Here is an 18,579-nt window from a genome sequence, read left to right as displayed (position 1 = left end):
ACCCGTCCCGCACCCGCCGCACACGCCGGACACCCGTCCCGCACCCGCCGCACACGCCGGACACCCGTCCCGCACCCGCCGCACACGCCGGACACCCATCCCGCACCCGCCGCACACGCCGGACACCCATCCCGCACCCGCCGCACACGCCGGACCAGCGTTCCGGGGCCCTCGCCGTGCGGGGTCGGCGTCCGGTGAGGTGGTTCGGCGGTGTTGTCGGGGGGACGCGGTCGGCCGGGTGGGGCGTCCCCTCCGCTCAAGGGGAGCCCCACCCGGCCGGGGTGCGCCGCCCCCGTCCCCACGGTGCGGCGCGAACAGGCCACCGTCCCGTCATCCCGTGGACGGTGGCCTGAGTCTCAGGTCAGGCCCAACGCGGGCAGCACGGCCGCCTCCACGAAACCGACGAGATAGGCGGAGTCGGCGTACTGACCGGTCAGCACGGGCCGGATGCGCAGCACGCCGAACATCATGGCGGGCACGTACTCCAGCGCCGGGTTGTCCGCGCGTACCTCGCCGCGTTCGACCCCGCGCCGCAGCATCTCCTGGAGCGCGGCGATCTCGGGGTCGACCAGCGCCTCCCGCAGCACGCCCTTCAGTTCGTGGTCGGCCGTCATCGCATGGCCGAGCGACTGCAGCAGCCGGGTGTCCTTGCCGGACCAGTCGCCCGCGGCGTGCGCGGCCTCGCGCAGGTCGTCCGCGAGTGATCCGGTGTCGATCCCGCCGAACCGCACCCGGCTGTTCGCGCGCAGCGCCGCCGCCACGAACCGGGGTTTCGTCTTCCACTGCCGGTAGAGCGTGGACTTGCTGCACCGCGTGCTGGCGGCGACGCCCTCCATGGTGACGGAGTCGTAGCCGCATTCGCGGATCTGTTCGAGCACGGCGTCGAAGAACTCCCGCTCACGCTCGGGCGTGATCTTGGAGCGGCGCGAGGCGGCGACCGTCTCCGGTCCGTCCGCGGCCTGCGACGTCATGCGCTGGTCTCCTCACTCCTCGGCCCGCCCCGGGGCTGCGCTCGAAGGGCGGATCCACCATCTGTTCCCAGTGTGTCGCACATCAATCGATACGACAGTGTACCGGTACACGGGCGTATCGGTACACTGTCGTTTCGGTACGCATACGTATCGATGAGTCCCGGTCGGGGGTCCGGGGCTTCGCACCACCACACGCACGACCGTCAGCGAAAGGGCCGGGGGATGAATGCCCGAACCGAGCCTGCCGAAGCGGAGCCGGACTCCATAGCCCGGCCCCCGCTCGTCCGTGAGTTCCTGCTCGTCGCGGGGCTCTTCCTCGTGTACAAGTTCGGCCGGCAACTGGCCACGGGCCACACCGGCGAGGCCTTCCACAACGCCCATCGCGTCTGGGACCTGGAACGGACACTGCGCCTGCCCGGCGAGGGCTCCGTGCAGTCCGCACTGCTGCACGGCGGCCCGCTCGTCCACCTGGCGAACACCTATTACGCGACGGTCCACTTCCCGGCCACGCTGGCCTTCCTGGTCTGGCTGTATCTGCGGCGCCCGGCGCACTATCTCTGGGCCCGCCGGGTGCTCGCCGCGGTCACCACCGCCGCCCTGGTGCTGCCCTTCACGTTCCCGCTCGCGCCGCCGCGCATGCTGGCCGCCACCGGCCTGGTGGACACCGCCCGCCGCTACGGTCCGTCGGTGTACGGTCCGCCGTCGAGCGACCACCTGTCCAACCAGTTCGCGGCGATGCCGTCGCTGCACTTCGGCTGGGCCCTGATGGTGGCGATCGGGCTGATCGCGGCGACCCGCTCCCGCTGGCGCCTGCTGTGGCTGCTGCACCCGCTGATCACCCTCTTGGTGATCGTCGCGACGGCGAACCACTACTGGCTGGACGCGATCGTCGCCGCGGCCATGCTCGGTCTCGCCCTCGCCGTGATCCCCCGCCCGCGGCGCAGCACCGGGACGGCGGGCTGCGGCACCCGGCGGTCCGTGCCGAAGGAGCGGGTCCTGGTGGGAGCGGACCGATGAGCCCGATGAGTTCAGCCCTGGTCGCGGTCGCCCTCTCCCTGGTCTCCGCCGTCGCGTACGCGGCCGCCGCGGTCGCGCAGGAGCGTCTGGCCGCCCGCAGCTCCGGTGCCGGGCTGCTGCGGCTGCTGGGCACCGGTGCGTGGTGGACGTCGGTCGGGCTGAACGGGGGCGCCGCGGTGCTGCATGTGGCGGCCCTCAAGTACGGCCCGCTGACCGTCGTGCAGCCGCTCGGCGCGGTCACCCTGGTGGCCGCGGTGCCGATGGGGGCCCGGCTGGCGGGGCGGCGGGTCGGCGCCGCCGAGTGGCGGGGCACCGCCCTGACGCTGCTCGGACTCGCGGCGCTGCTGGTCACGGCGTCCGGACCGGCGCCGCACCGGGTGCTGTCCCTGACCGAGGCGCTGGCGGTGGCCGGTGCGACGGCCGCCCTGGTCGGTGTGCTGGCGAGGCCCGGCGCCCGGCCGGGCCTGCGACACGCGACGGCCTCCGGGGTGGCCTCGGGTGTGGCCTCGGCGCTCACCCAGACGGTGACGGTGGCGGCGACGGACCGCACGGGACCGGTGCTGAGCCCGGCGGTGATCGTGGTCGCGCTGCTGGTCGCCGCGTTCGCCACCGGCGGGCTGCTGCTCTCGCAGACCGCCTACCGGGACGGCCTGGGCGCGCCGCTCGCCGTGGTGACGCTGACCAATCCGGTGGCCGCCGCGGTGATCGGCCTCACCCTGCTCGGGCAGGGCCTCAGGGGCGGCGTCGGCGGCGTGCTGCTGGCGCTGGCCGGGGCGGCGGTGGCGTCCTGGGGCGTGGTGGTTCTGACCCGGGTGCCGCGAACCGTCGCCGACCACGCCAAGGCGCACCCGGTGGCCGCGGTGCTGGGTCTGGAGCCGCGGACCGGCCCGGCCGAACCGCCCCTCACACCCCGTCACCCGGATCCCGGGCCCGTCACCGCCCTGTCGGGAGGGTCAGCCGATACCCCGTGAGTCCTGCTTGAGCGCGGTGTCGACGGTCAGGGCCGTGGCCACCACGAGGCTCAGCAGGGGCTCGGGGAGCTGGTAGTGGATCTGCAGGACGTAGTTGTCCGCGGTCGTGAACATCGTCTTGGCGAGCCCTTCCCAGGTCTTGGTGATCCGGGCCACCTCGTTGTCCGCGTGGTCGACGATCGCGAAGTTCCACGCCCGCCAGTTCTCCGCCTTGATCGCGCCGACCTGCCGGCCGTCCGCGTTCATCGCGAAGTGGATCTTCCCGATCATGTTCTGCTGGACGATCTCACCGACCGGCGAGCCGTCCGGGCGGGTCACGATCACCCGGGACTTGAAGAACTTCGCGGGCCGGGTGAGCACCAGCTGGGGCTGCCCGTAGGGGTCGCGGATCTCCAGCCGGTGCGTCATGAACTGGTCGAGGCTGGAGACGAAGCGCAGGACCTTCTTGAGGGCGCTCTGCCCGACCTCGACCACGGCACCGAGGTCGCGGCCGTGCTGGTCCATGACCTTGTACTCGTTGGTCAGCTCGATCAGCTTGGCCTTCTGGTTCACCACCAGCACCGGCTCGCTGAACAGCGTCCCGCCGCCGGCGGCGCCGCCCGCGGCCCCGGCCTGCTGCTGCACCTGCCGCTGGACGCGCGGGTCGGCGGGGGGCTGCTGCGGCACCGAGGACTGCGGGGCCGCCGCCTGCTGGACGCCCCGCTGGTCCGCATTGGTGTGTTCGGTCCATTGCGCGCCGTCCCAGTAACGGAGCGTCTGGGGCGCTCCGTGTGGATCGGGGTACCAGCCCGCGGGTGTGTTCGATTGCGTGGTCACCGGGGCACACTACCCCGATCCGGCCGGTACCCGACCGTTCCGTCCGCCTCGGTCGTCATCCGGGCGTCACTGGGCGCCGATCGCCGGATCACTGACCCCGGGGTGTCCGTTCTCGACGTGTCCGGCGAACCCGCGCAGGAAGCCTGGGTCGGCCTCGGAGGTCACGGTCAGGTCGTACCAGCGCCGGCTCGCCGAGAGGTCCACGGTGCGCCGGACGGTGGCCCCGGCCCGCACCGTCACCGTCCACCGTTTGCCGCCGTACCCGTCGGCGACCTTCAGCCGCACCGTGCCCGAGCCCTTGTTGGTGAAGGTGAGCTGCACGTCGTCGCCCAGGGGCCGCACGGTGACCTCGGGCCCCGCGCTCCTGCCGGGGCCCTTGAACACGCGCAGGAAGCCGTTCGGGCCGTGCACGGTCAGGTCGTACGAGCCCTTCGAGTACGCCGAGTTCCAGGTGTCGGCGACGGACGTGCCCGCCTCGGTGGTGTAGGTCCAGGGTCCGTCGGTGCGGTTGCCGGAGGTGACGAGGAAGGCGGCACCGGCCCGCGCGCCGGAGGTGAAGGCGAGCGTGAACGTCCCGGCCGCCGGATCGGCCGAGCCGTCCACCACGGGGGCGTAGCCGAGCGGGCGGGTGGGTCGCAGGCCGCGCTCCTGCCGCGGCAGCGCCTGGTCGGCGGGCGGGGTGGGCACGTAGTCGGGGTGCCGGTCGCGGTCGGGCGGCCGATAGCCGTCGGTGGCGGGCAGGGCGACCGGCCGGGTGTCCCTGCGGGAGAAGTCGAAGGCGGCCGTCAGGTCGCCGCAGACCGCGCGCCGCCAGGGCGAGATGTTCGGCTCGTGCACACCGAAGCGGCGCTCCATGAACCGGATGATCGAGGTGTGGTCGAGGGTCTCTGAACAGACGAAGCCGCCCTTGCTCCACGGGGAGACGACCAGCATCGGCACCCGCTGGCCCAGCCCGTAGGGGCCTGCGACATGGCCGCTGTCGCCCTTGAACAGGTCGAGGCCGGCGTCGACGGTCGACTTGCCCTGTGCGGCGGAGGCCGGCGGGAACGGCGGGACCAGGTGGTCGAAGAAGCCGTCGTTCTCAGACACGCGGTTTCGCCACCAGCAGCGTAACCCGGGAAACTGGGTCTGACCTGCACGGATACCGCACCCGACTGCACCCGACTACACCCCACTTCACGCACGTATGCGACCACAGTGCGACCAGCGCTGTGCGCACTGCCGCGCCGGTCGGGGGTGACGTCGTCGTGACGTAGAAACACGAAACCCCGGTGGGTGCGGCTCTTTCGTAGTTACCTGCTCGGTCAAGCGGTGAGGGCGTATCCGTCCTGGTGGCGGGCCTGCCGAGTGCGGAGATGTTCTTGTTCGATGTGGTGCAGCCAGTATTCCTCGAAGTCTCCGTTGATGATCACGGCACGGAGGAGGAGGAGGGCTTCGCCACCCTCGACGCTCCACCGGGATCCGGTGATCGATCAAGTGGCGGCACTCGCCCTCCACTACCCCGGTCGCGATTGGCCAGCCCTGCTCCAGGGCCTGCGCGTAGCCCAGGTAGGGCTCCTTGTTCGCGAGGTAGCGCACGCACTCCTCGACGCCCCCGCGCCGCTCGGTCGTCAGCCCCAGGTCATCGGCCTGCCGCGCGATGCGGGCGGCAGCCTCGGCACAACGGCCGTGCAGGAGGGCCAGCATGCCCGGCGACCCAGTCCTCGGCGGCCGGATCGTCCTTGGCGTGGAAGCACAAGGACGCCTTCCAGAGATACTCGATCACGTGGATCAGATCCACGATCAGATGGATCGTCACCTTCCGGCGGGCGGCCTCGGCCTCGGCCAGTTCGATCTGGTGACGATCGCCGTCCACCAGCACCACCCAGCACCGCCGGTGGACGGGGTCGCAGGCCTCAGCCTGGTCGAACGCGGCGGCGATCACCGCGGCGGCTTCACGGTCGACCGAAGCGGTCAGCCATTTGGCCCGGGCAGGCGGTCCCTTGCGCAGCGCACGGCCGCCGGTCCGGCCACCGGGCACGGCGATCACGTCGTGCGGGCGCCGCGATGCCGGGGCGGCGTCGTAGACGCAGGCCAGCGCGGCCATCCGCTTGCGGCAGCTCTTCTCCCTGGACGCGAGGCGAGTGCGGAGGACGCCCCGTCCACGCTTCTTGCCCGCCGCCGCTTTCGCGGTGTCCGGCCGCAGCGCGTCCGGTCTCATCACGATGCCCTTGGCATCGGCGGAGAGCACCAGCAGCACCTCACCCGTGGACAGCACCGGGGTGCGCGCCGTATAGAAGGCGGCCACGTCCACCGCGGCGGCCTAACCAGCTCCTCCAGCTGCCGCTTGCCGGCCACCTGCCCGCACCGGCGCTCGATGGCCCGGTGCGCGTCGTCGTAGGAGCCGCGAGCCGCCTCGAGAACCGCCAGGCGGCGAAGACCGAGGCTGTGCCGGGTAAGCGGGAGCGCCAGGGCGTCATCGGCCGGGTAGATGTTCAGTTTCCCCGGAGCCCTCAAGGCCAGGCGGCGCACGGTGACCGGGCCCACCACCGTGGCCAGGGCCCGCCCGACGCGCGACCGCCCGGCCGCCACCGCAGCGGCGGCATGGTCGGCCTCCTCCCGCGGGGCACGCAGGTCGAGGTGGTCCTGCAGCAACTACCGCATCAGCTGTCGGCCGCGCTCGGTGAGCAGGTCTTCCAACTCGTTGTGGGTGAGCCGACCCGCCCCCGGGGAGCCGAGCTTGCCGGTTAACTCCTGGAAGCAGATCGTCGCGCGGGCAAAGGGGTCAGCTGCCACAGCAGTGTCGTACCGTTCCATCGGGCTCTTCTTCCGGGCGTCTCGATTGGTCGCACTTTCGACGGTAGGAAGAAGAGCCCGTCAGTGCGCCGGTTTCCCGACACTGCGCGCGACGGACCCGGCCACCCGCAGCGGCAGCACGAACATCCCCGGACCCTCAAGGTCGAGCCAGCCGCGCTCGGCAAGCTTGTTCAGCTTCGACCGCAGCCCCTCGATCTTCGACTTGTCGCTCCCCAGACCCACGGCCGCGGATACCCGCCCGGCAGGCAGCATCCCTGCCCTGTGGTCCGCGAAAACCTCCAGGATGTCCTGGTAGGCGCGTGGCAACACGGCCGCCGAGATGCCCGCCTGCCACGGCCGCACCGTCAGCACCCCGATCGGCAAGCCGGCAGCGGCCCCGGACTCCTGTCCGACCTGAGTCGACGATTCTCCCGCGTCCGCGTCCGCGCCCGCGCCTTCGGACCGGAACCGGGCCCGAGGATCTCCGTGACCGTCTCCCGAGTAGTCACAAGACACGACAGCGTCGCTTCCTCATGCTCGATCACCTGCGTCAACTCGACGATCTGCCGTCGCAGTTCCTCGATCCGTGTACGGGATGCTTCCTCCCGCGCGTCCAACTCCTCGAACAACGAACCCATCGCCGCCCCAAGGCCGTGACCACACCCTAGAAGCAGCATTCCCAAGACCACAGCCCCAGCGCCGAACTCCCAGCCCACCCCCTCCCTACGGAAGAGCCGCACCCGTGAGAAGTTCGGTCGCTGTGCGATGGAGCTGGTGGCCGTCGGGATCGAGGCTGTCCAGGCGCTGGCAGAGCTGGCGCATCACCTCGACCGGGAGGTCGCGGCCGGCGTCGTCGTCCTCGTCGTACTCGGGCACGTCCTCCTGACGGAGGGCGAAGTCGTCCCGGAGGCCGTGCAGGGGCTGCCCGGGCTGGGGCAGGCCCAAGGTCCTCATGCGGGTGAGCACGCGCCGGACGTCGCGCGCGTCCCAGTGCCGGTGCAGGGCCGAGATCTCGCCTTGGAGCTGGAGAAAGAGGAGGCGGTTGAGGAAGAGGACGATGTCGTCCCTGCCCAGGAGGCGCGGGTCGTGACCGTCGTCGTCGCGGTTCAGGCGCAGGCTCTTGGAGAGCATGGCGATGGAGTTGATCTGACGCTGTACAGGGGGAAGGGGGTTCCTCCCGCGCCGACGGGGAAGATCGTCGATAGCCCACTGCTGGGTGGCCTTGCGCAGCCACTGCTGAGAGATGCCCCTGAAGTGGAGGAAGCCTTTGCTCAGCCCGAAGGCGGCGCCGTCCCAGGTGTCCTTGTGTCGTTCGGTCTCAGGAGACAAGCCGAAGCGGGCGAGGTGCTTGAGGAAGCCGAGTGCCAACTGTTTGCCCGTGGACTTCATCGCGCTGAGGTCGATGTCCTTGATCGAGGCGAGCTGCTGAGTGCGGACGGCATCGACGAACGGGCGAAGTTCCTGGTCCTTCTGCTTGATGCCCTTAGGGTTGCGGTCCTGCAGACAGTAGAGGACTCCCGCGACCACCTGGTCGGGCAAGCCGGGCAGGCTGACGACGCCGTGCTCGACCACCGCCGGCGCGGTCCGCTGCCAGAGTTCCGCGTCTTCCAGTCGGCCGGTGCGGCGCAAGATGTTGCGTGTCTGGCGGTGTGGCGGGCAGTACTGGCCGTTGCCGCGGTCTCGGTAGCAGGCGGTCACCGCGCAGGGCGCGAGGCGCTCGAACGGCTGCAGGCCAGGTAGCCGGAGGAACTCCTCGATCGTCACGCGGTGGATCTTCTGCTGCTGGTAGCAGTGCGCCTCACAGAGAGCCTGGCGAATCGTTCTGCGGGGCCGGGCGCATCCGGGAACCAGGCAGGGGCGGGTGCCGATCGACCGCCAGTTGTGCTTGGCCGTGGCCACGAACTCCTCGATGGGTTCCCCGGACTCCTTCATCCTCTTCTCGCATCTCCGGCAAAGGGCCCGCTCGCGAGACGTGTAGGACATCTCGTCGCAGCCCTTGACGGGACAGATCCGACCGCTGAGCAGCGGGTGCGGGCGAAGCAGATGGAGGAGGCCGCGGCGAGGAAGGCGCTGAAGGCCCAGCGGCGTGAGGAGAACGAGCGGAACCGGCTGGCCAAGGAAGCGCGCCAAGGTGACTCATCAGCACACGAACGAGACGCGACGGGGACACCGATAAGACACCGACTGATACCGGTGTACCTCTTGGAGTTCTGTGCACGTCCTCACGGTGTCTCGTGCGCGCCCCGGCAGTGCCGCACTGGCGTTGCACACAGAGCCTTCGGATGACTCACCTGTGCAGGGATGCCGGGTGGCGCCTCCCAGGAGACACGACCGGGACACCACAGGGACGCCGTTCGTACTTCGCTGCGCCTCTTCTGGAAGGGCCCGGCTGGCGCTTCCGCCGGAGGAGCGGCTGGTGGCGCGGGCCGCGAGTATCGAGGCAAAGTGGGTCATGCACCCCGCGGAGGTCTCGGCCGAGGAGGTCAAGGCCGCGCAGCGGGCCGCGACGACTCGCATCGAGGTGGTGGAGGCCGTCCGGGAGATCACCGTGGAGGTGCCGGGCCGCCAGGGCTTGCCGGGATTGCGGTCCGCAGGGGTCGGCACCCGCGGCACCTTCTTCAGACGGGCACCTGGGTGTAGAAACCCCGCTCTTGTAACAAACCTCGCGCTTTCATGAAGCGGGCTGTCCGACGGATGGTCAGGTAAGCGAAAAGTGCCTCTGACCAGCAAGAATGAGGATTGTCGAGATCCTTGTTCCTGCCACTGTCGGAGGCACTTCCCAGGTGAAGGTGCGACACGAGGTCGTGGGCGAGGAGTGGACGCTCTTGGAGAGGGGGTCGGCGGTGTCGCCGATGACAGGGTAGTCCCGGGTTCGTGTCCGATGACCCGTCCCCACCCGGACGTGCGTCGCTGGTGACGGCGGGGTGCGAAGCTCCGGGGAGAAGCCCAAGAGCCCCTGTTCCACCCGGGGGCGACAGGCAAGGGGAAGGCCGGACGGGCGAACACCAGTGAACCCTCGATGACGCCTCGTGAGAGAAAGCCCCGCAGGTGGGATGCAGACGCGGGGTGCAGGGCAAGCCGCCGCGATGCGGCAGGCGCCGGGCGGATGATTCACGCCGCCCGGGAGGACACCGCCGCCCCGGGGCATAGAGGGCGCCCAACCCGGCCGCAGCTTGCGCGCGCGGAACGTGGAAACCCCGACGGAGGCCGCCGGTTGACGGCGGTGGGCCGACCGTGAGGAAGGCTGACGTCTCCGGCGGGACAGGACGGCTCAAGAAGCGAATGCCGGTGGGCCGAAAGGCCAGGGGAAACCGGGACAGCACCAGCGGCGGCCTCTCCGCCGTGGTCCCGGCCAACTCGCCGGATACCGGGCCGGTGCCCGGGTCCGAAAGGACGCTGACGTGAGCCGGGTGAGCTTGTGAAGAGGGACGATGACGGCAGCGGCAGCACCGAAGGACAAGTTAGACGTTCCGGCCTTGGCCCCGCCCCGGGGTGAGCAATGCTCGGCCACGGCGGCCTGGCGCAGTGCGGCAGCGGCGGCCTCCCGGGCATCGGCGTCGCATCCTGGATCCCGTAGGTGCCCGTACGACACCATCACCCCCCTGCGCGAAAGTGAACAAAGGGAGTACTCGTCATGTCTTTCCCGTCATTTTCCGTCGGCGTCGCGTGGCCGACGCGGCCCGACCAGGCCGGGCCGCCCAGGACGGTGAGACGACCGGGCCAAAGCTGTAGTAACAAGTTGTTCACCTGATGGTTCAAGTTTGTTGGATGACGCGACTGCACCACAATTTGTAACGTCAGGGCCGTGACTACGACGACTGTTGTGCCCCCGGACGAGAGACCACGGCGTCTCCGATTGCGCGAGGCCAGGGTGACCGCGGCGTTGCTGGGGCCGGCTTTCGCTTTTCTGATCGCGTTCGTCGTGCTGCCCGTCCTGGCCGTGGGCGTGCTGGCGCTGCTGAACTTCGATCCGCTCAGCCAGGAGACGAGCTTTGCCGGTCTGGACAACTGGCGTCGCGTCCTGGCCGGCCGGGAGTTGTGGCAGGCGACCGGGAACACGCTTCTCTACACCGCGCTGACCGTGCCCGTAGAGGTCGTGGGCGGCCTGCTGATCGCGCTCACCATCCGGGCCGCCGGCCGCGGCGCGGGGCTGTGGCGGACCGCCTACTTCGCGCCGACGGCGGCCACGCTGGCCGCGATGTCCGTGGTGTGGCGGTGGCTCTTCTACCCACACGCGGGTGTTTTCGACGAAACGCTCGGCCGACTCGTCGGGCAGGACAGCTGGCTGGGGTCGACGACGCTGGCGCTGCCCGCGGTCGCGATCGTCGGCAGCTGGGCGGGGATCGGGTCGTGTGTGGTGATGTTCCTTGCCGGCCTGTCGAACGTGCCCGCCCACCTGGAGGACGCCGCCCGGATAGACCGGGCCGGTGCCTGGCAGAGGTTCTGGTCGGTGATCTGGCCCGCGATCGGGCCGGCCACGACGTTCGCGCTGGTCATCACCACCCGTGACTCGCTGCGCGTGTACGACCAGGTCCGGGTGATGACCGAGGGCGGGCCGCAGCAGAGCACCAGCACACTCTCGTTCCTCGCGTGGCAGCGCGGAGTGAGCTATCTCGACATCGGCGGCGGTTCCGTGATCAACGCCGTACTGCTGGTACTGGTCCTGATCACGGTGGCGGTGCAGCTGCGCCTCGGCGGGCGCCGCTGGGACAAGGACGGTAGTCGATGAGCACGACAACGGTGACCGAAGCGCGCCCGCGGCCCGCCCGCCGCCGGGCCGACGACAGACGCGGCAGGTGGGTTCGCTGGAGCCTGCGTGCCGGGCTCGCCGCGGGTGCGGTGTTCATGCTGACCCCGTTCCTGCTCATGGCACTGGCCGCGATCACCCCGAACCGCCGGCTCAAGCCCGGGTCGGTGAGCCTGTCGGGCTTCACCCTGGCCAACTTCCGGCAGGCCTGGCACGACGTCGACTGGCCCGGCCTGTATCTGCACACGGTCGTGGTCGTCGCCGTGGTTTTCGCCGCGCAGGTGCTGACCTCACTGCCGGCCGGCTACGCGCTGGCCCGGCTGAGGTTCCGCAACCGCAAGCTGTCGTTCTGGACGGTCATGCTCTGCCTGGCGATACCACCGCAGGTGACCGGGATCCCGGTCTTCTACGCCCTGTCCAAAGTGAACCTGCTGGACAGCTACACCGCACTGGTACTGCCGAGCGTCGGCAGCGCGTTCGGGATCTTCCTGTTCCGCCAGTTCGTGCTCTCCCTGCCGCAGAGCGTCTTCGACGCGGCCCGGCTGGACAGGGTCGGCCCCGTCGCGATGGTGTGGCGCATCGTGCTGCCCAACGTCAGGCCGGCTCTTGCGGCCTTCGCCGTGTTCACCGTCGTCGGGCATTGGAACGATCTGTACTGGCCCTCGATGCTGCTGCGCTCGGACCAGGTGGCCACGGTGCCCTACGGCATCGCACGCTACGCCGCACCGGACAGCCTCAGCACATACGGCACCCAGATGGCCGCGGCCACACTGGCCACCATGCCGCTCCTGCTCTTCTTCCTCCTCGTCCAGCGCCAGTTGGTGCGCGGCATCGCGCTGACCAACGGCGGCGAATGAGCCCGCGCCCAACCCACTCGAAACGGAATACCGATGAACGTCACGCTCACCCGGCGGCATGCCCTGATGGGGGCGCTCGCCGTCGCCGCCGCGGGCACAGCCACCGCCTGCGGCAGCAGTAGCGGTGCCGGCAACACCGACGCCAAGACGATCAACCTGCTCACCTCTTCCGATCCCAAGATCGTGAACAACGTCAAGCGCGTTCTTGGGCCGGGGTTCACCCGCCGGACCGGTATCACAGTGAAGATCGAGCAGGCCGGGCCGGCGTGGACCGAGGTCGACACCCGTCTGCAGGCCGATCTCACTGCGGGCCACCGGCCGGACGTCGCGCTCGTGGGCATCAACTCGGTGCGTACCTATGCCGACAGCAAGCTCGCGCAGCCCCTGGACGCTCTCATGACGCAGGCGAAGTTCGACGCCTCGCAGTACTCGTCCGCCTTGCTGAACGTCGGCAAGTACGGTGGCCGGACGATGGGCCTGCCTTATTCCGTCAGCACCCTCGTGCTGTATCTCAACGTGGAGGTGCTGCGCAAAGCCGGCCTCGACCCGGACCGGGCACCGGCCACGTTCAGCGAGCTGAAGACATACGCGACCAAGATCGTCAGCAGCAAGGCCGCCCGTTACGGAGTCGCCTGGGCCTACAGCACCGATTCGAACTGGGCGCTGCAGGCCATGCTCGATTCCGCGGGCGGGTCGATGATGGACCCGGCCGAGAAACATGTGACGGTCAACGGGCAGCCCATGGTGCGACTGCTGCAGTACTGGCGGGATCTCGTCCAGGACGGCATCAGCACCGTCACTGCGTCGGCCGATCTGACCGCGGCCTTCCTCCGCGGTGACATCGGCATGATGCTGCAGAGCTCATCGCAGAGCACCGCCGTCGCCGCCGGTGCGTCGTTCCCGATCCGTACAGACGTCCTGCCCGTGCCCGACGGCGGCCGCCGCCGCACACCGCCCGGCGGTGGATCCGCGGTGATCTTCGCCAGAGACGAGAAGGTGCGGCGCTCGGCGTGGAAGGTGGTCCAGGAGCTGATCGGGCCTGCCGGGCAGACCCAACTGGTGAAGACGTCCGGCTACACGTCGGTCAACCAGCAGGCTCTCACCGATCCGCGATATCTGGGAAACCTGCTGCGCAAGGAGCCGCTGCGCGCCGCAGGTGTCGCCGAGATCAAGACGCTGGTGCCCTGGTACCAGTTTCCCGGCGCGCACGCGGCCGAAGCGCAGAAGCAGCTTCAGGACGCGGTCGTCGCGGCGATGAGCGGTACGAAGCCGGTCCAGCGGGCGCTGGATGACGCGGCCCAGTCCATCTCCGGTCTCCTGCTGCGGTGAGGCGGGTGCTCATGACCACGACCACAGTGCGCGGCGAGCAAGCCGAACAAGCCTCCTCCAGCCGGTCGGTCGGCGTGGAGACGATCACCAAGGTCTACGCCGATGGCAAGCGCGCCCTCGACGGCGTGGATCTGGCCGTCGAGCCGGGCACATTCGTCGTCCTGCTCGGCCCCTCGGGATGCGGCAAGACCACCCTGCTGCGCTGCATCGCCGGTCTGGAGCGGATCTCCGCGGGCCGGGTGGTGATCGGCGGCACGGAAGTGACCCACCGGGAACCAGGGGAACGGGGTGTAGCGATGGTCTTCCAGAACTACGCCCTCTACCCCACCAAGACCGTGCTGGAGAACATCGAATACCCCTTGCGCATGGCCAAGGCCCCCCGCCAGGACCGCCGTCGGCGGGCGCGTGAAATGGCGGAGCTGCTACGGCTTGGGCCAGTGACAGGGTCGCGTCCCGCGCAGCTTTCCGGTGGTCAGCGCCAGCGCGTCGGTATCGGCCGGGCACTGGTACGCGAACCGAACGTGCTTCTGATGGACGAACCGCTGTCCAACCTCGACGCCGAGTTGCGCGGTGAGCTCCGCGCCGAGATCCGTCGCCTGCAGCGCCGAAGCGGTACGACCACGTTCTACGTCACGCACGACCAGGCCGAAGCTCTCGCCCTCGCGGACCGGCTGGTGGTGATGCGCGACGGGCGGATCGAGCAGGACGGCCCGCCCGAGCAGGTCTACCAGCAGCCGGCCACCCGGTTCGTCGCCTCCTTTCTCGGCGGCATGAACATGCTCGACCTGGCAGGGGCCCAAGTCGCCCTGCCCGCGCCCCTGCTCGCCACGCTCGCCGAGGACCGAATCGGCTGTCTCGGAGTCCGGCCCGAAGACCTTCGGCTGGTCGCGGGCCCCGAGGACGCCACCAGCGCGGATCTCGTGCTGCACGGCACGGTGGAGGAACAGGAACTACTGGGCCGTGAACGGCTCGTGCACTTTCGTACGGGCGGTGACCAGCGCGCCCGGGTGCGGATCCATGCCGACCGGACGGTGCCCGCCGACATCACGGTCATCGCGAACTTGGCGGACATCCACCTCTTCGACACCGCAGGTCACAGGCTCCACGCCACCCTGCCGCTGTCGAGCGGATCACGATAGGAGAGTTATCGATGCCGAACGGGGCCGTGCCGAACTATCTCGCGCTGGCCGACTTGCTTGAGGACTCGATCGCCACCATGAACGGCGGTGACCGGCTCCCGAGCGAGAACGAACTCGCGACGCTGCACGGGGTGAGCCGGGTGACCACCCGCGCGGCTCTCCAGGAGCTGGAGCGCCGGCACCTGGTGCGGCGCAGCAAGGGATCGGGCACGTTCGTGGCCCTGCGACTGGTGTTCACCATCAGGCCCGACCTGCCACCGAGTTGGAGCCAGACGGTGCGCCGCGCGGGTGGCGAGCCGTCCGTGAAGTCGGTGGACGCCGTCCTCACACAGCCCGATCCGGAGACCCGGGAGCGGCTCGAACTGGGCCCCAGGGACAAGGTCGTCCGGCTACGCCGCATCGGCCTGGTCAACGGCCTGGTCGCGAACACCGCGCTGACCTGTCTGCCGGCCGATCTTGCACCGGGCTTCCGTGACCTGCTCGCCACCGGTGGCTCGCTCCACACCATCCTGACCAGCCTCGGCCACCACCCCCAGCGTGAGTGGACGCGCGTCGACATGCAGGTCCCGGGTGAGGAGATCGCGGCCGACCTCGAACTGGAGGGCCGGCCCCGGGTCTGGGGCCTGACCAGCTTGGTCGTCGACGGGCGCGATGGCCGTCCCCTGGAGTTCGGCCGCGGCTGGCACAGGCCGGACGTGTTCGACATGCGCATGGAGTACCAGAGCAAGCGCCGCACTCAGCGTGCAGGCGCACCAGAAACAAGGAGCTGACATGGAAACCACCCGCCCGGCGGCAGGCAGCGGTGCCCCGCCCACACTCGACACACACGCGACACATGACGGGCTGCGGGAGGCCGCCGAACGCCTGAGCCTGACCGCGGCCGAGCTGGAGCCCTCCGGGGTGCAGCAGACGGTGCTTGAGGAGTTGACGCAGGCGGTGCCCGCCCTGGCCGACCTCATCCGACAGGCCGGCGAACACCTCGACGTCCACGGTGCGGTCCGCTTCACCGGACTGCCCGTGGCCAGCGACGTCGCGCTGATCGGCCTGCTCGCGGCGTTCGGGCAGCCGACGAGCAGGGGAAACGGCGCTCCCGCTGAGCGCCTGATCTACGAGGTCGCCCCCGACGATGCCGCCACCGGTCCGACGAACCTGTCCAAGGGGCGCGCCGCCCAGAAGCCGCACACCGACTCGCCCGTCCAGCACCGACCCCACGAGTTCCTGGCACTGGCGTGTGTGACCGGCGACCCCGCCGGCGGCGGCCTGTCCACTGTGGTCCGGGCCGACGACGTGGCAGCCGCTCTCGACGAACGCGACGGAGGCACCACGACGGCGCTGCTGAGAGAGGAGGTTTTCCCCTTCCTGGACACACCGCTGGGCCTGGACGAACCGCCGGTGACGGCGCCCGTCCTGCGGCTGACCCCTGAGGGGCGATGGCGGGTGCGGTTCCGGCACGACGCGCTCGTCGCGGGCTTCCAGCGGCATCCCGATGTCACCAGCGCCGCGCATCGCGAGGCCGTGGACGCGTTCACCACCGTGGCCACCGACCCCGCATTGACCGCGACCTTCCAGTTGGCCCCCGGTGACATGGTGCTTCTCGACAACACCCGTGTGATGCACGGTCGTACCGAGATCACCGGTACCGCGGAGCGGCGACTGAAGCGGATCAAGCTGTTCGGCGAGGGACGTCCCGCGTGACAGGCAGCGAAGAGGACAAGCGGCGGTTCGTCTTCGGACATCCCCGGCTGCGGGGCGTCGAAGCAGCCGTGTCCGGGGAGTCGCGCGTCCTGGCGGCCGCGCGCCCCGGGTCAGGGGCCTGACTGCCTGACCAGCCCGGACGGGCACCCCGCCGTCCCGTCGAGTACGGCCGCGGCTGGAACGGCCCGGACGTGTTCGGCATGCACATGAAGTACCTCAACCAGCGCCGCACTCAGCGTGCAGGCGCATCAGAAGCAAGGAGCTGACATGGAAACCACCCCGATGAGCGGTGTGACGGCGACAGGTGAGCCCACACACCTCGCCGGTGCGCTGGAGCTCGCCGAGCAGTTCGATCTTCCTCCCGTGCGGCCCGAGAACAGGGTTCCGACGTCCTGCCTGCCCGGGGTCGGCCAACTGCTGGCGACGCTCGCCGCAAGTACCAGCGTGCGACCGGATGCCGTGGTCCTGGAGCTCGGTACAGGAGCGGGCGTCGGCACGGCCTGGCTCACACACGGTCTGGCTCCGGGCGCGCGACTCATCACGGTCGAGGCCGACGCCGAGCGGGCCACCGCGGTCGGCGCGCTGTTCGCCGGAGAGCCCCGGGTGAGCGTGGTCCACAGCGACTGGCACGCGGTCGAACCCCCGCGTGGCGGTGCGTGCCTGCTGTTCGCCGACGCCGGGCTGCGCCACGAGATCCACCCACCGGCTTGGGACGCGATCGTCGACCTGCTCGACATCGGTGGACTGCTTGTCTTCGACGACCTCACCCCGCCCGGCGGTCCGACACTGTTGGACAACGAAGAGGACAAGCGGCGGTTCGTCTTCGGGCATCCCCGGCTGCGGGGCGTCGAAGTAGTAGACATCTCCGGGGAGTCGAGCGTCCTGGTGGCCGCGCGCCATGCATGAGTTCGGTGCCTCGGACTTGCCGAGCGCTCCGTTCGAGCCCTGGCCGGCCGCACATCTGCACGTCGAGTGGGGCAGCCAAGCCGCCCAGCTCGCGGCCGACCGCGGCGACGCCGTCGTGGTCGTCGACACGCTCACCTTCTCCACCACGGTGACCATGGCGGTCAGCCGGGGCGCGGCCGTGCTGGCCCTGTCCCGCGCCGAAGTGGCGCGGCTGGGCGGCCCGGGCGGGGTCGCGCAGACCTACCAGGTGGCGCCGCCGACGCTCACCCAGGGCGGAACAGACGCGAAGCTCACGCTGTCTCCCAGCAGTGTCGGCAACGTCGCCCGTGGCGACCGGGTCGCGCTGACCTCGATCAACGGCGCCGACATCGTCCGTAGCGCCCGGCACGCCGCAGTGCTGCTTGCCGGATGCCTGCGAAACCGATCGGCGGTCGCCCGCTGGTGTGCCAGTGCCTTGACCGGCGGCGTGGTCCCGCGGGTGACGGTCATCGCGGCCGCCTCACGCTGGTCGTCGATGCTCACTGTCCCCGAGGGGATGCGCCCGTCGGTCGAGGACTGGCTCGGTGCCGGTGCGATCGCGGCTGCGGCGGAGGCACTTGGTGTAAGCCTGTCCACCGAGGCCAAGGCAGCCGCGTCGACCTACGCCGTCGCCGAGCGCGACGGCCTGGACCGGTGGCTGCGCGGTTCGACCACCGGGCGCGAGATGATCCAGAAGAACTTCGCGCCCGATGTCGACGAAGCAGCCGGCCTCGACCTCGACGACACCGTGCCACGACTCGACAGCCGGGGATTCTTCGTCACCGCCGATCGCCCGTGACCGGCTTCACCCTCGCCCGTCGATGACCGCCGAGCACGCCGGGGACTAGGGCGCCGACGAGCTGCCGAGCCGGGTGTACGCGTCTCTCGCCGAGGCCGCCCGCCGCCCCAAGGTTTGGGCGGCGGGCGGCGGCTGCCGTGGCTGGAGACGATGATGTCCACCGCACCATCACCCCACGGGGTCCTGGTCAGGACCCTGCATGGCCAGTTCGGGCTGTCGGCAGGGAGGTTGCTCCGGCCAGAACAGCGCACGCACTTTGTCCGAACCCCGGCCCATGGGCGAGGCCCACGCCGAGGTCGACGCCTGGATCGTCGGGCTCTACAGCACCGGGCGGCTGCACAACGTGGTGAATCGCCCCTGCACACCGGGGTGTCGGGGCGTCACGGTGATCGCTGCGCCGAACGGTCCGCGCGGGCCGGCGCCGCGGCCTCGTCGTGGAAGGCGCGGCGGACGGCCGTGATGCCGTCACCGGCCCTCGACGGGTGGACACGGTTCGTCAGCAGGACGGCGTAGCGGCCGGTATCCGGGTCGATCCAGAT

16 protein-coding genes and 3 pseudogenes are annotated in these 18,579 nt (G+C 70.2%); 12 read left to right on the top strand and 7 right to left on the bottom strand.

Features of this window, described 5'->3' with window-relative positions:
- Positions 1–356: 356 nt before the first annotated feature.
- Positions 357–971: a TetR/AcrR family transcriptional regulator C-terminal ligand-binding domain-containing protein gene (locus tag ACFYTE_RS37480; protein ID WP_388720533.1), complete on the bottom strand. Its 615-nt coding sequence runs from the start codon at positions 969–971 to the stop codon at positions 357–359.
- Between the two features lie 222 nt (positions 972–1,193).
- Between ACFYTE_RS37480 and ACFYTE_RS37475 the strand changes: the two genes are divergently transcribed.
- Both ACFYTE_RS37475 and ACFYTE_RS37470 read left to right on the top strand, forming a co-directional pair.
- Complete coding sequence (locus tag ACFYTE_RS37475; protein ID WP_388720530.1) at positions 1,194–1,988, top strand: phosphatase PAP2 family protein; 795 nt, start codon at positions 1,194–1,196, stop codon at positions 1,986–1,988.
- A 5-nt stretch (positions 1,989–1,993) separates the two neighbouring features.
- Entirely contained in the window at positions 1,994–2,959 is a 966-nt protein-coding gene (locus ACFYTE_RS37470; RefSeq protein ID WP_388720527.1) for a hypothetical protein, read from the top strand.
- Here the strand turns inward: ACFYTE_RS37470 and ACFYTE_RS37465 are convergent.
- The 5 genes and pseudogenes from ACFYTE_RS37465 to ACFYTE_RS37445 all read right to left on the bottom strand — a co-directional run bounded on the left by ACFYTE_RS37465 (position 2,942) and on the right by ACFYTE_RS37445 (position 8,449).
- A complete protein-coding gene (locus tag ACFYTE_RS37465) occupies positions 2,942–3,775 on the bottom strand; it encodes a phospholipid scramblase-related protein (RefSeq protein ID WP_388720525.1) in 834 nt (277 codons plus the stop codon). The two genes, ACFYTE_RS37470 and ACFYTE_RS37465, sit on opposite strands and share 18 nt — an antisense overlap.
- A 66-nt stretch (positions 3,776–3,841) precedes the next feature.
- A pseudogene (locus ACFYTE_RS37460) lies at positions 3,842–4,858 on the bottom strand (phospholipase domain-containing protein); the annotation flags it as partial.
- A gap of 221 nt (positions 4,859–5,079) precedes the next feature.
- Positions 5,080–6,571: pseudogene (locus ACFYTE_RS37455) on the bottom strand (ISKra4 family transposase).
- A gap of 60 nt (positions 6,572–6,631) precedes the next feature.
- A complete protein-coding gene (locus ACFYTE_RS37450) occupies positions 6,632–6,934 on the bottom strand; it encodes a hypothetical protein (protein ID WP_388720522.1) in 303 nt (100 codons plus the stop codon).
- A 339-nt stretch (positions 6,935–7,273) separates the two neighbouring features.
- Positions 7,274–8,449 (bottom strand): hypothetical protein, encoded by a 1,176-nt coding sequence (locus ACFYTE_RS37445; RefSeq protein WP_388720519.1) that lies wholly within the window; start codon positions 8,447–8,449, stop codon positions 7,274–7,276.
- A 517-nt stretch (positions 8,450–8,966) separates the two neighbouring features.
- Here ACFYTE_RS37445 and ACFYTE_RS37440 point away from each other — a divergent pair.
- The 10 genes from ACFYTE_RS37440 (at position 8,967) to ACFYTE_RS37395 (ending at position 18,040) form a co-directional block, all read left to right on the top strand.
- Complete coding sequence (locus tag ACFYTE_RS37440) at positions 8,967–9,227, top strand: hypothetical protein (RefSeq protein ID WP_388720516.1); 261 nt, start codon at positions 8,967–8,969, stop codon at positions 9,225–9,227.
- 1,128 nt (positions 9,228–10,355) lie between these two features.
- On the top strand, positions 10,356–11,279 hold the full coding sequence (locus tag ACFYTE_RS37435) for a carbohydrate ABC transporter permease (RefSeq protein ID WP_388720513.1): 924 nt from the start codon (positions 10,356–10,358) through the stop codon (positions 11,277–11,279).
- Positions 11,276–12,154, top strand: a complete 879-nt coding sequence (locus tag ACFYTE_RS37430; protein WP_388720511.1) for a carbohydrate ABC transporter permease — start codon at positions 11,276–11,278, stop codon at positions 12,152–12,154. The genes ACFYTE_RS37435 and ACFYTE_RS37430 overlap by 4 nt, the downstream gene beginning before the upstream one ends.
- A gap of 33 nt (positions 12,155–12,187) precedes the next feature.
- The gene (locus ACFYTE_RS37425; RefSeq protein WP_388720508.1) at positions 12,188–13,483 is read left to right on the top strand and encodes an ABC transporter substrate-binding protein; all 1,296 of its coding nucleotides are present in this window, start codon (positions 12,188–12,190) and stop codon (positions 13,481–13,483) included.
- Positions 13,484–13,494: 11 nt separating this feature from the next.
- Positions 13,495–14,622 (top strand): ABC transporter ATP-binding protein, encoded by a 1,128-nt coding sequence (locus ACFYTE_RS37420; RefSeq protein WP_388720506.1) that lies wholly within the window; start codon positions 13,495–13,497, stop codon positions 14,620–14,622.
- Between the two features lie 11 nt (positions 14,623–14,633).
- Positions 14,634–15,392, top strand: coding sequence for a GntR family transcriptional regulator (locus ACFYTE_RS37415; RefSeq protein WP_388720503.1), 759 nt, complete (start codon positions 14,634–14,636; stop codon positions 15,390–15,392).
- A gap of 1 nt (position 15,393) precedes the next feature.
- Complete coding sequence (locus tag ACFYTE_RS37410) at positions 15,394–16,317, top strand: TauD/TfdA family dioxygenase (RefSeq protein ID WP_388720500.1); 924 nt, start codon at positions 15,394–15,396, stop codon at positions 16,315–16,317.
- Positions 16,314–16,439 (top strand): hypothetical protein, encoded by a 126-nt coding sequence (locus ACFYTE_RS37405; protein WP_388720497.1) that lies wholly within the window; start codon positions 16,314–16,316, stop codon positions 16,437–16,439. Before ACFYTE_RS37410 ends, ACFYTE_RS37405 begins: the two co-directional genes overlap by 4 nt.
- Before the next feature lie 145 nt (positions 16,440–16,584).
- Positions 16,585–17,223 (top strand): O-methyltransferase, encoded by a 639-nt coding sequence (locus tag ACFYTE_RS37400; RefSeq protein WP_388720494.1) that lies wholly within the window; start codon positions 16,585–16,587, stop codon positions 17,221–17,223.
- Positions 17,216–18,040 (top strand): 2-phosphosulfolactate phosphatase, encoded by an 825-nt coding sequence (locus ACFYTE_RS37395; RefSeq protein ID WP_388720491.1) that lies wholly within the window; start codon positions 17,216–17,218, stop codon positions 18,038–18,040. The genes ACFYTE_RS37400 and ACFYTE_RS37395 overlap by 8 nt, the downstream gene beginning before the upstream one ends.
- A gap of 380 nt (positions 18,041–18,420) precedes the next feature.
- Here ACFYTE_RS37395 and ACFYTE_RS37390 read toward each other — a convergent pair.
- Positions 18,421–18,579: pseudogene (locus tag ACFYTE_RS37390) on the bottom strand (esterase); the annotation flags it as partial.

The organism is Streptomyces sp. NPDC004629 (assembly GCF_042873595.1).
GTDB lineage: Bacteria > Actinomycetota > Actinomycetes > Streptomycetales > Streptomycetaceae > Streptomyces.
Note: the sequence above shows the minus strand (reverse complement) of the source record. Positions and strands in the feature narration are given on the sequence as shown.

Excerpts from the sequence above, each read along its gene's own strand:
- ACFYTE_RS37400 (WP_388720494.1), top strand. The coding sequence starts at position 16,585 with ATGGAAACCACCCCGATGAGCGGTGTGACGGCGACAGGTGAGCCCACA.
- ACFYTE_RS37410 (WP_388720500.1), top strand. The coding sequence starts at position 15,394 with ATGGAAACCACCCGCCCGGCGGCAGGCAGCGGTGCCCCGCCCACACTC.
- ACFYTE_RS37480 (WP_388720533.1), bottom strand. The coding sequence starts at position 971 with ATGACGTCGCAGGCCGCGGACGGACCGGAGACGGTCGCCGCCTCGCGC.
- ACFYTE_RS37475 (WP_388720530.1), top strand. The coding sequence starts at position 1,194 with ATGAATGCCCGAACCGAGCCTGCCGAAGCGGAGCCGGACTCCATAGCC.
- ACFYTE_RS37470 (WP_388720527.1), top strand. The coding sequence starts at position 1,994 with ATGAGTTCAGCCCTGGTCGCGGTCGCCCTCTCCCTGGTCTCCGCCGTC.
- ACFYTE_RS37420 (WP_388720506.1), top strand. The coding sequence starts at position 13,495 with ATGACCACGACCACAGTGCGCGGCGAGCAAGCCGAACAAGCCTCCTCC.
- ACFYTE_RS37415 (WP_388720503.1), top strand. The coding sequence starts at position 14,634 with ATGCCGAACGGGGCCGTGCCGAACTATCTCGCGCTGGCCGACTTGCTT.
- ACFYTE_RS37425 (WP_388720508.1), top strand. The coding sequence starts at position 12,188 with ATGAACGTCACGCTCACCCGGCGGCATGCCCTGATGGGGGCGCTCGCC.
- ACFYTE_RS37430 (WP_388720511.1), top strand. The coding sequence starts at position 11,276 with ATGAGCACGACAACGGTGACCGAAGCGCGCCCGCGGCCCGCCCGCCGC.
- ACFYTE_RS37395 (WP_388720491.1), top strand. The coding sequence starts at position 17,216 with ATGCATGAGTTCGGTGCCTCGGACTTGCCGAGCGCTCCGTTCGAGCCC.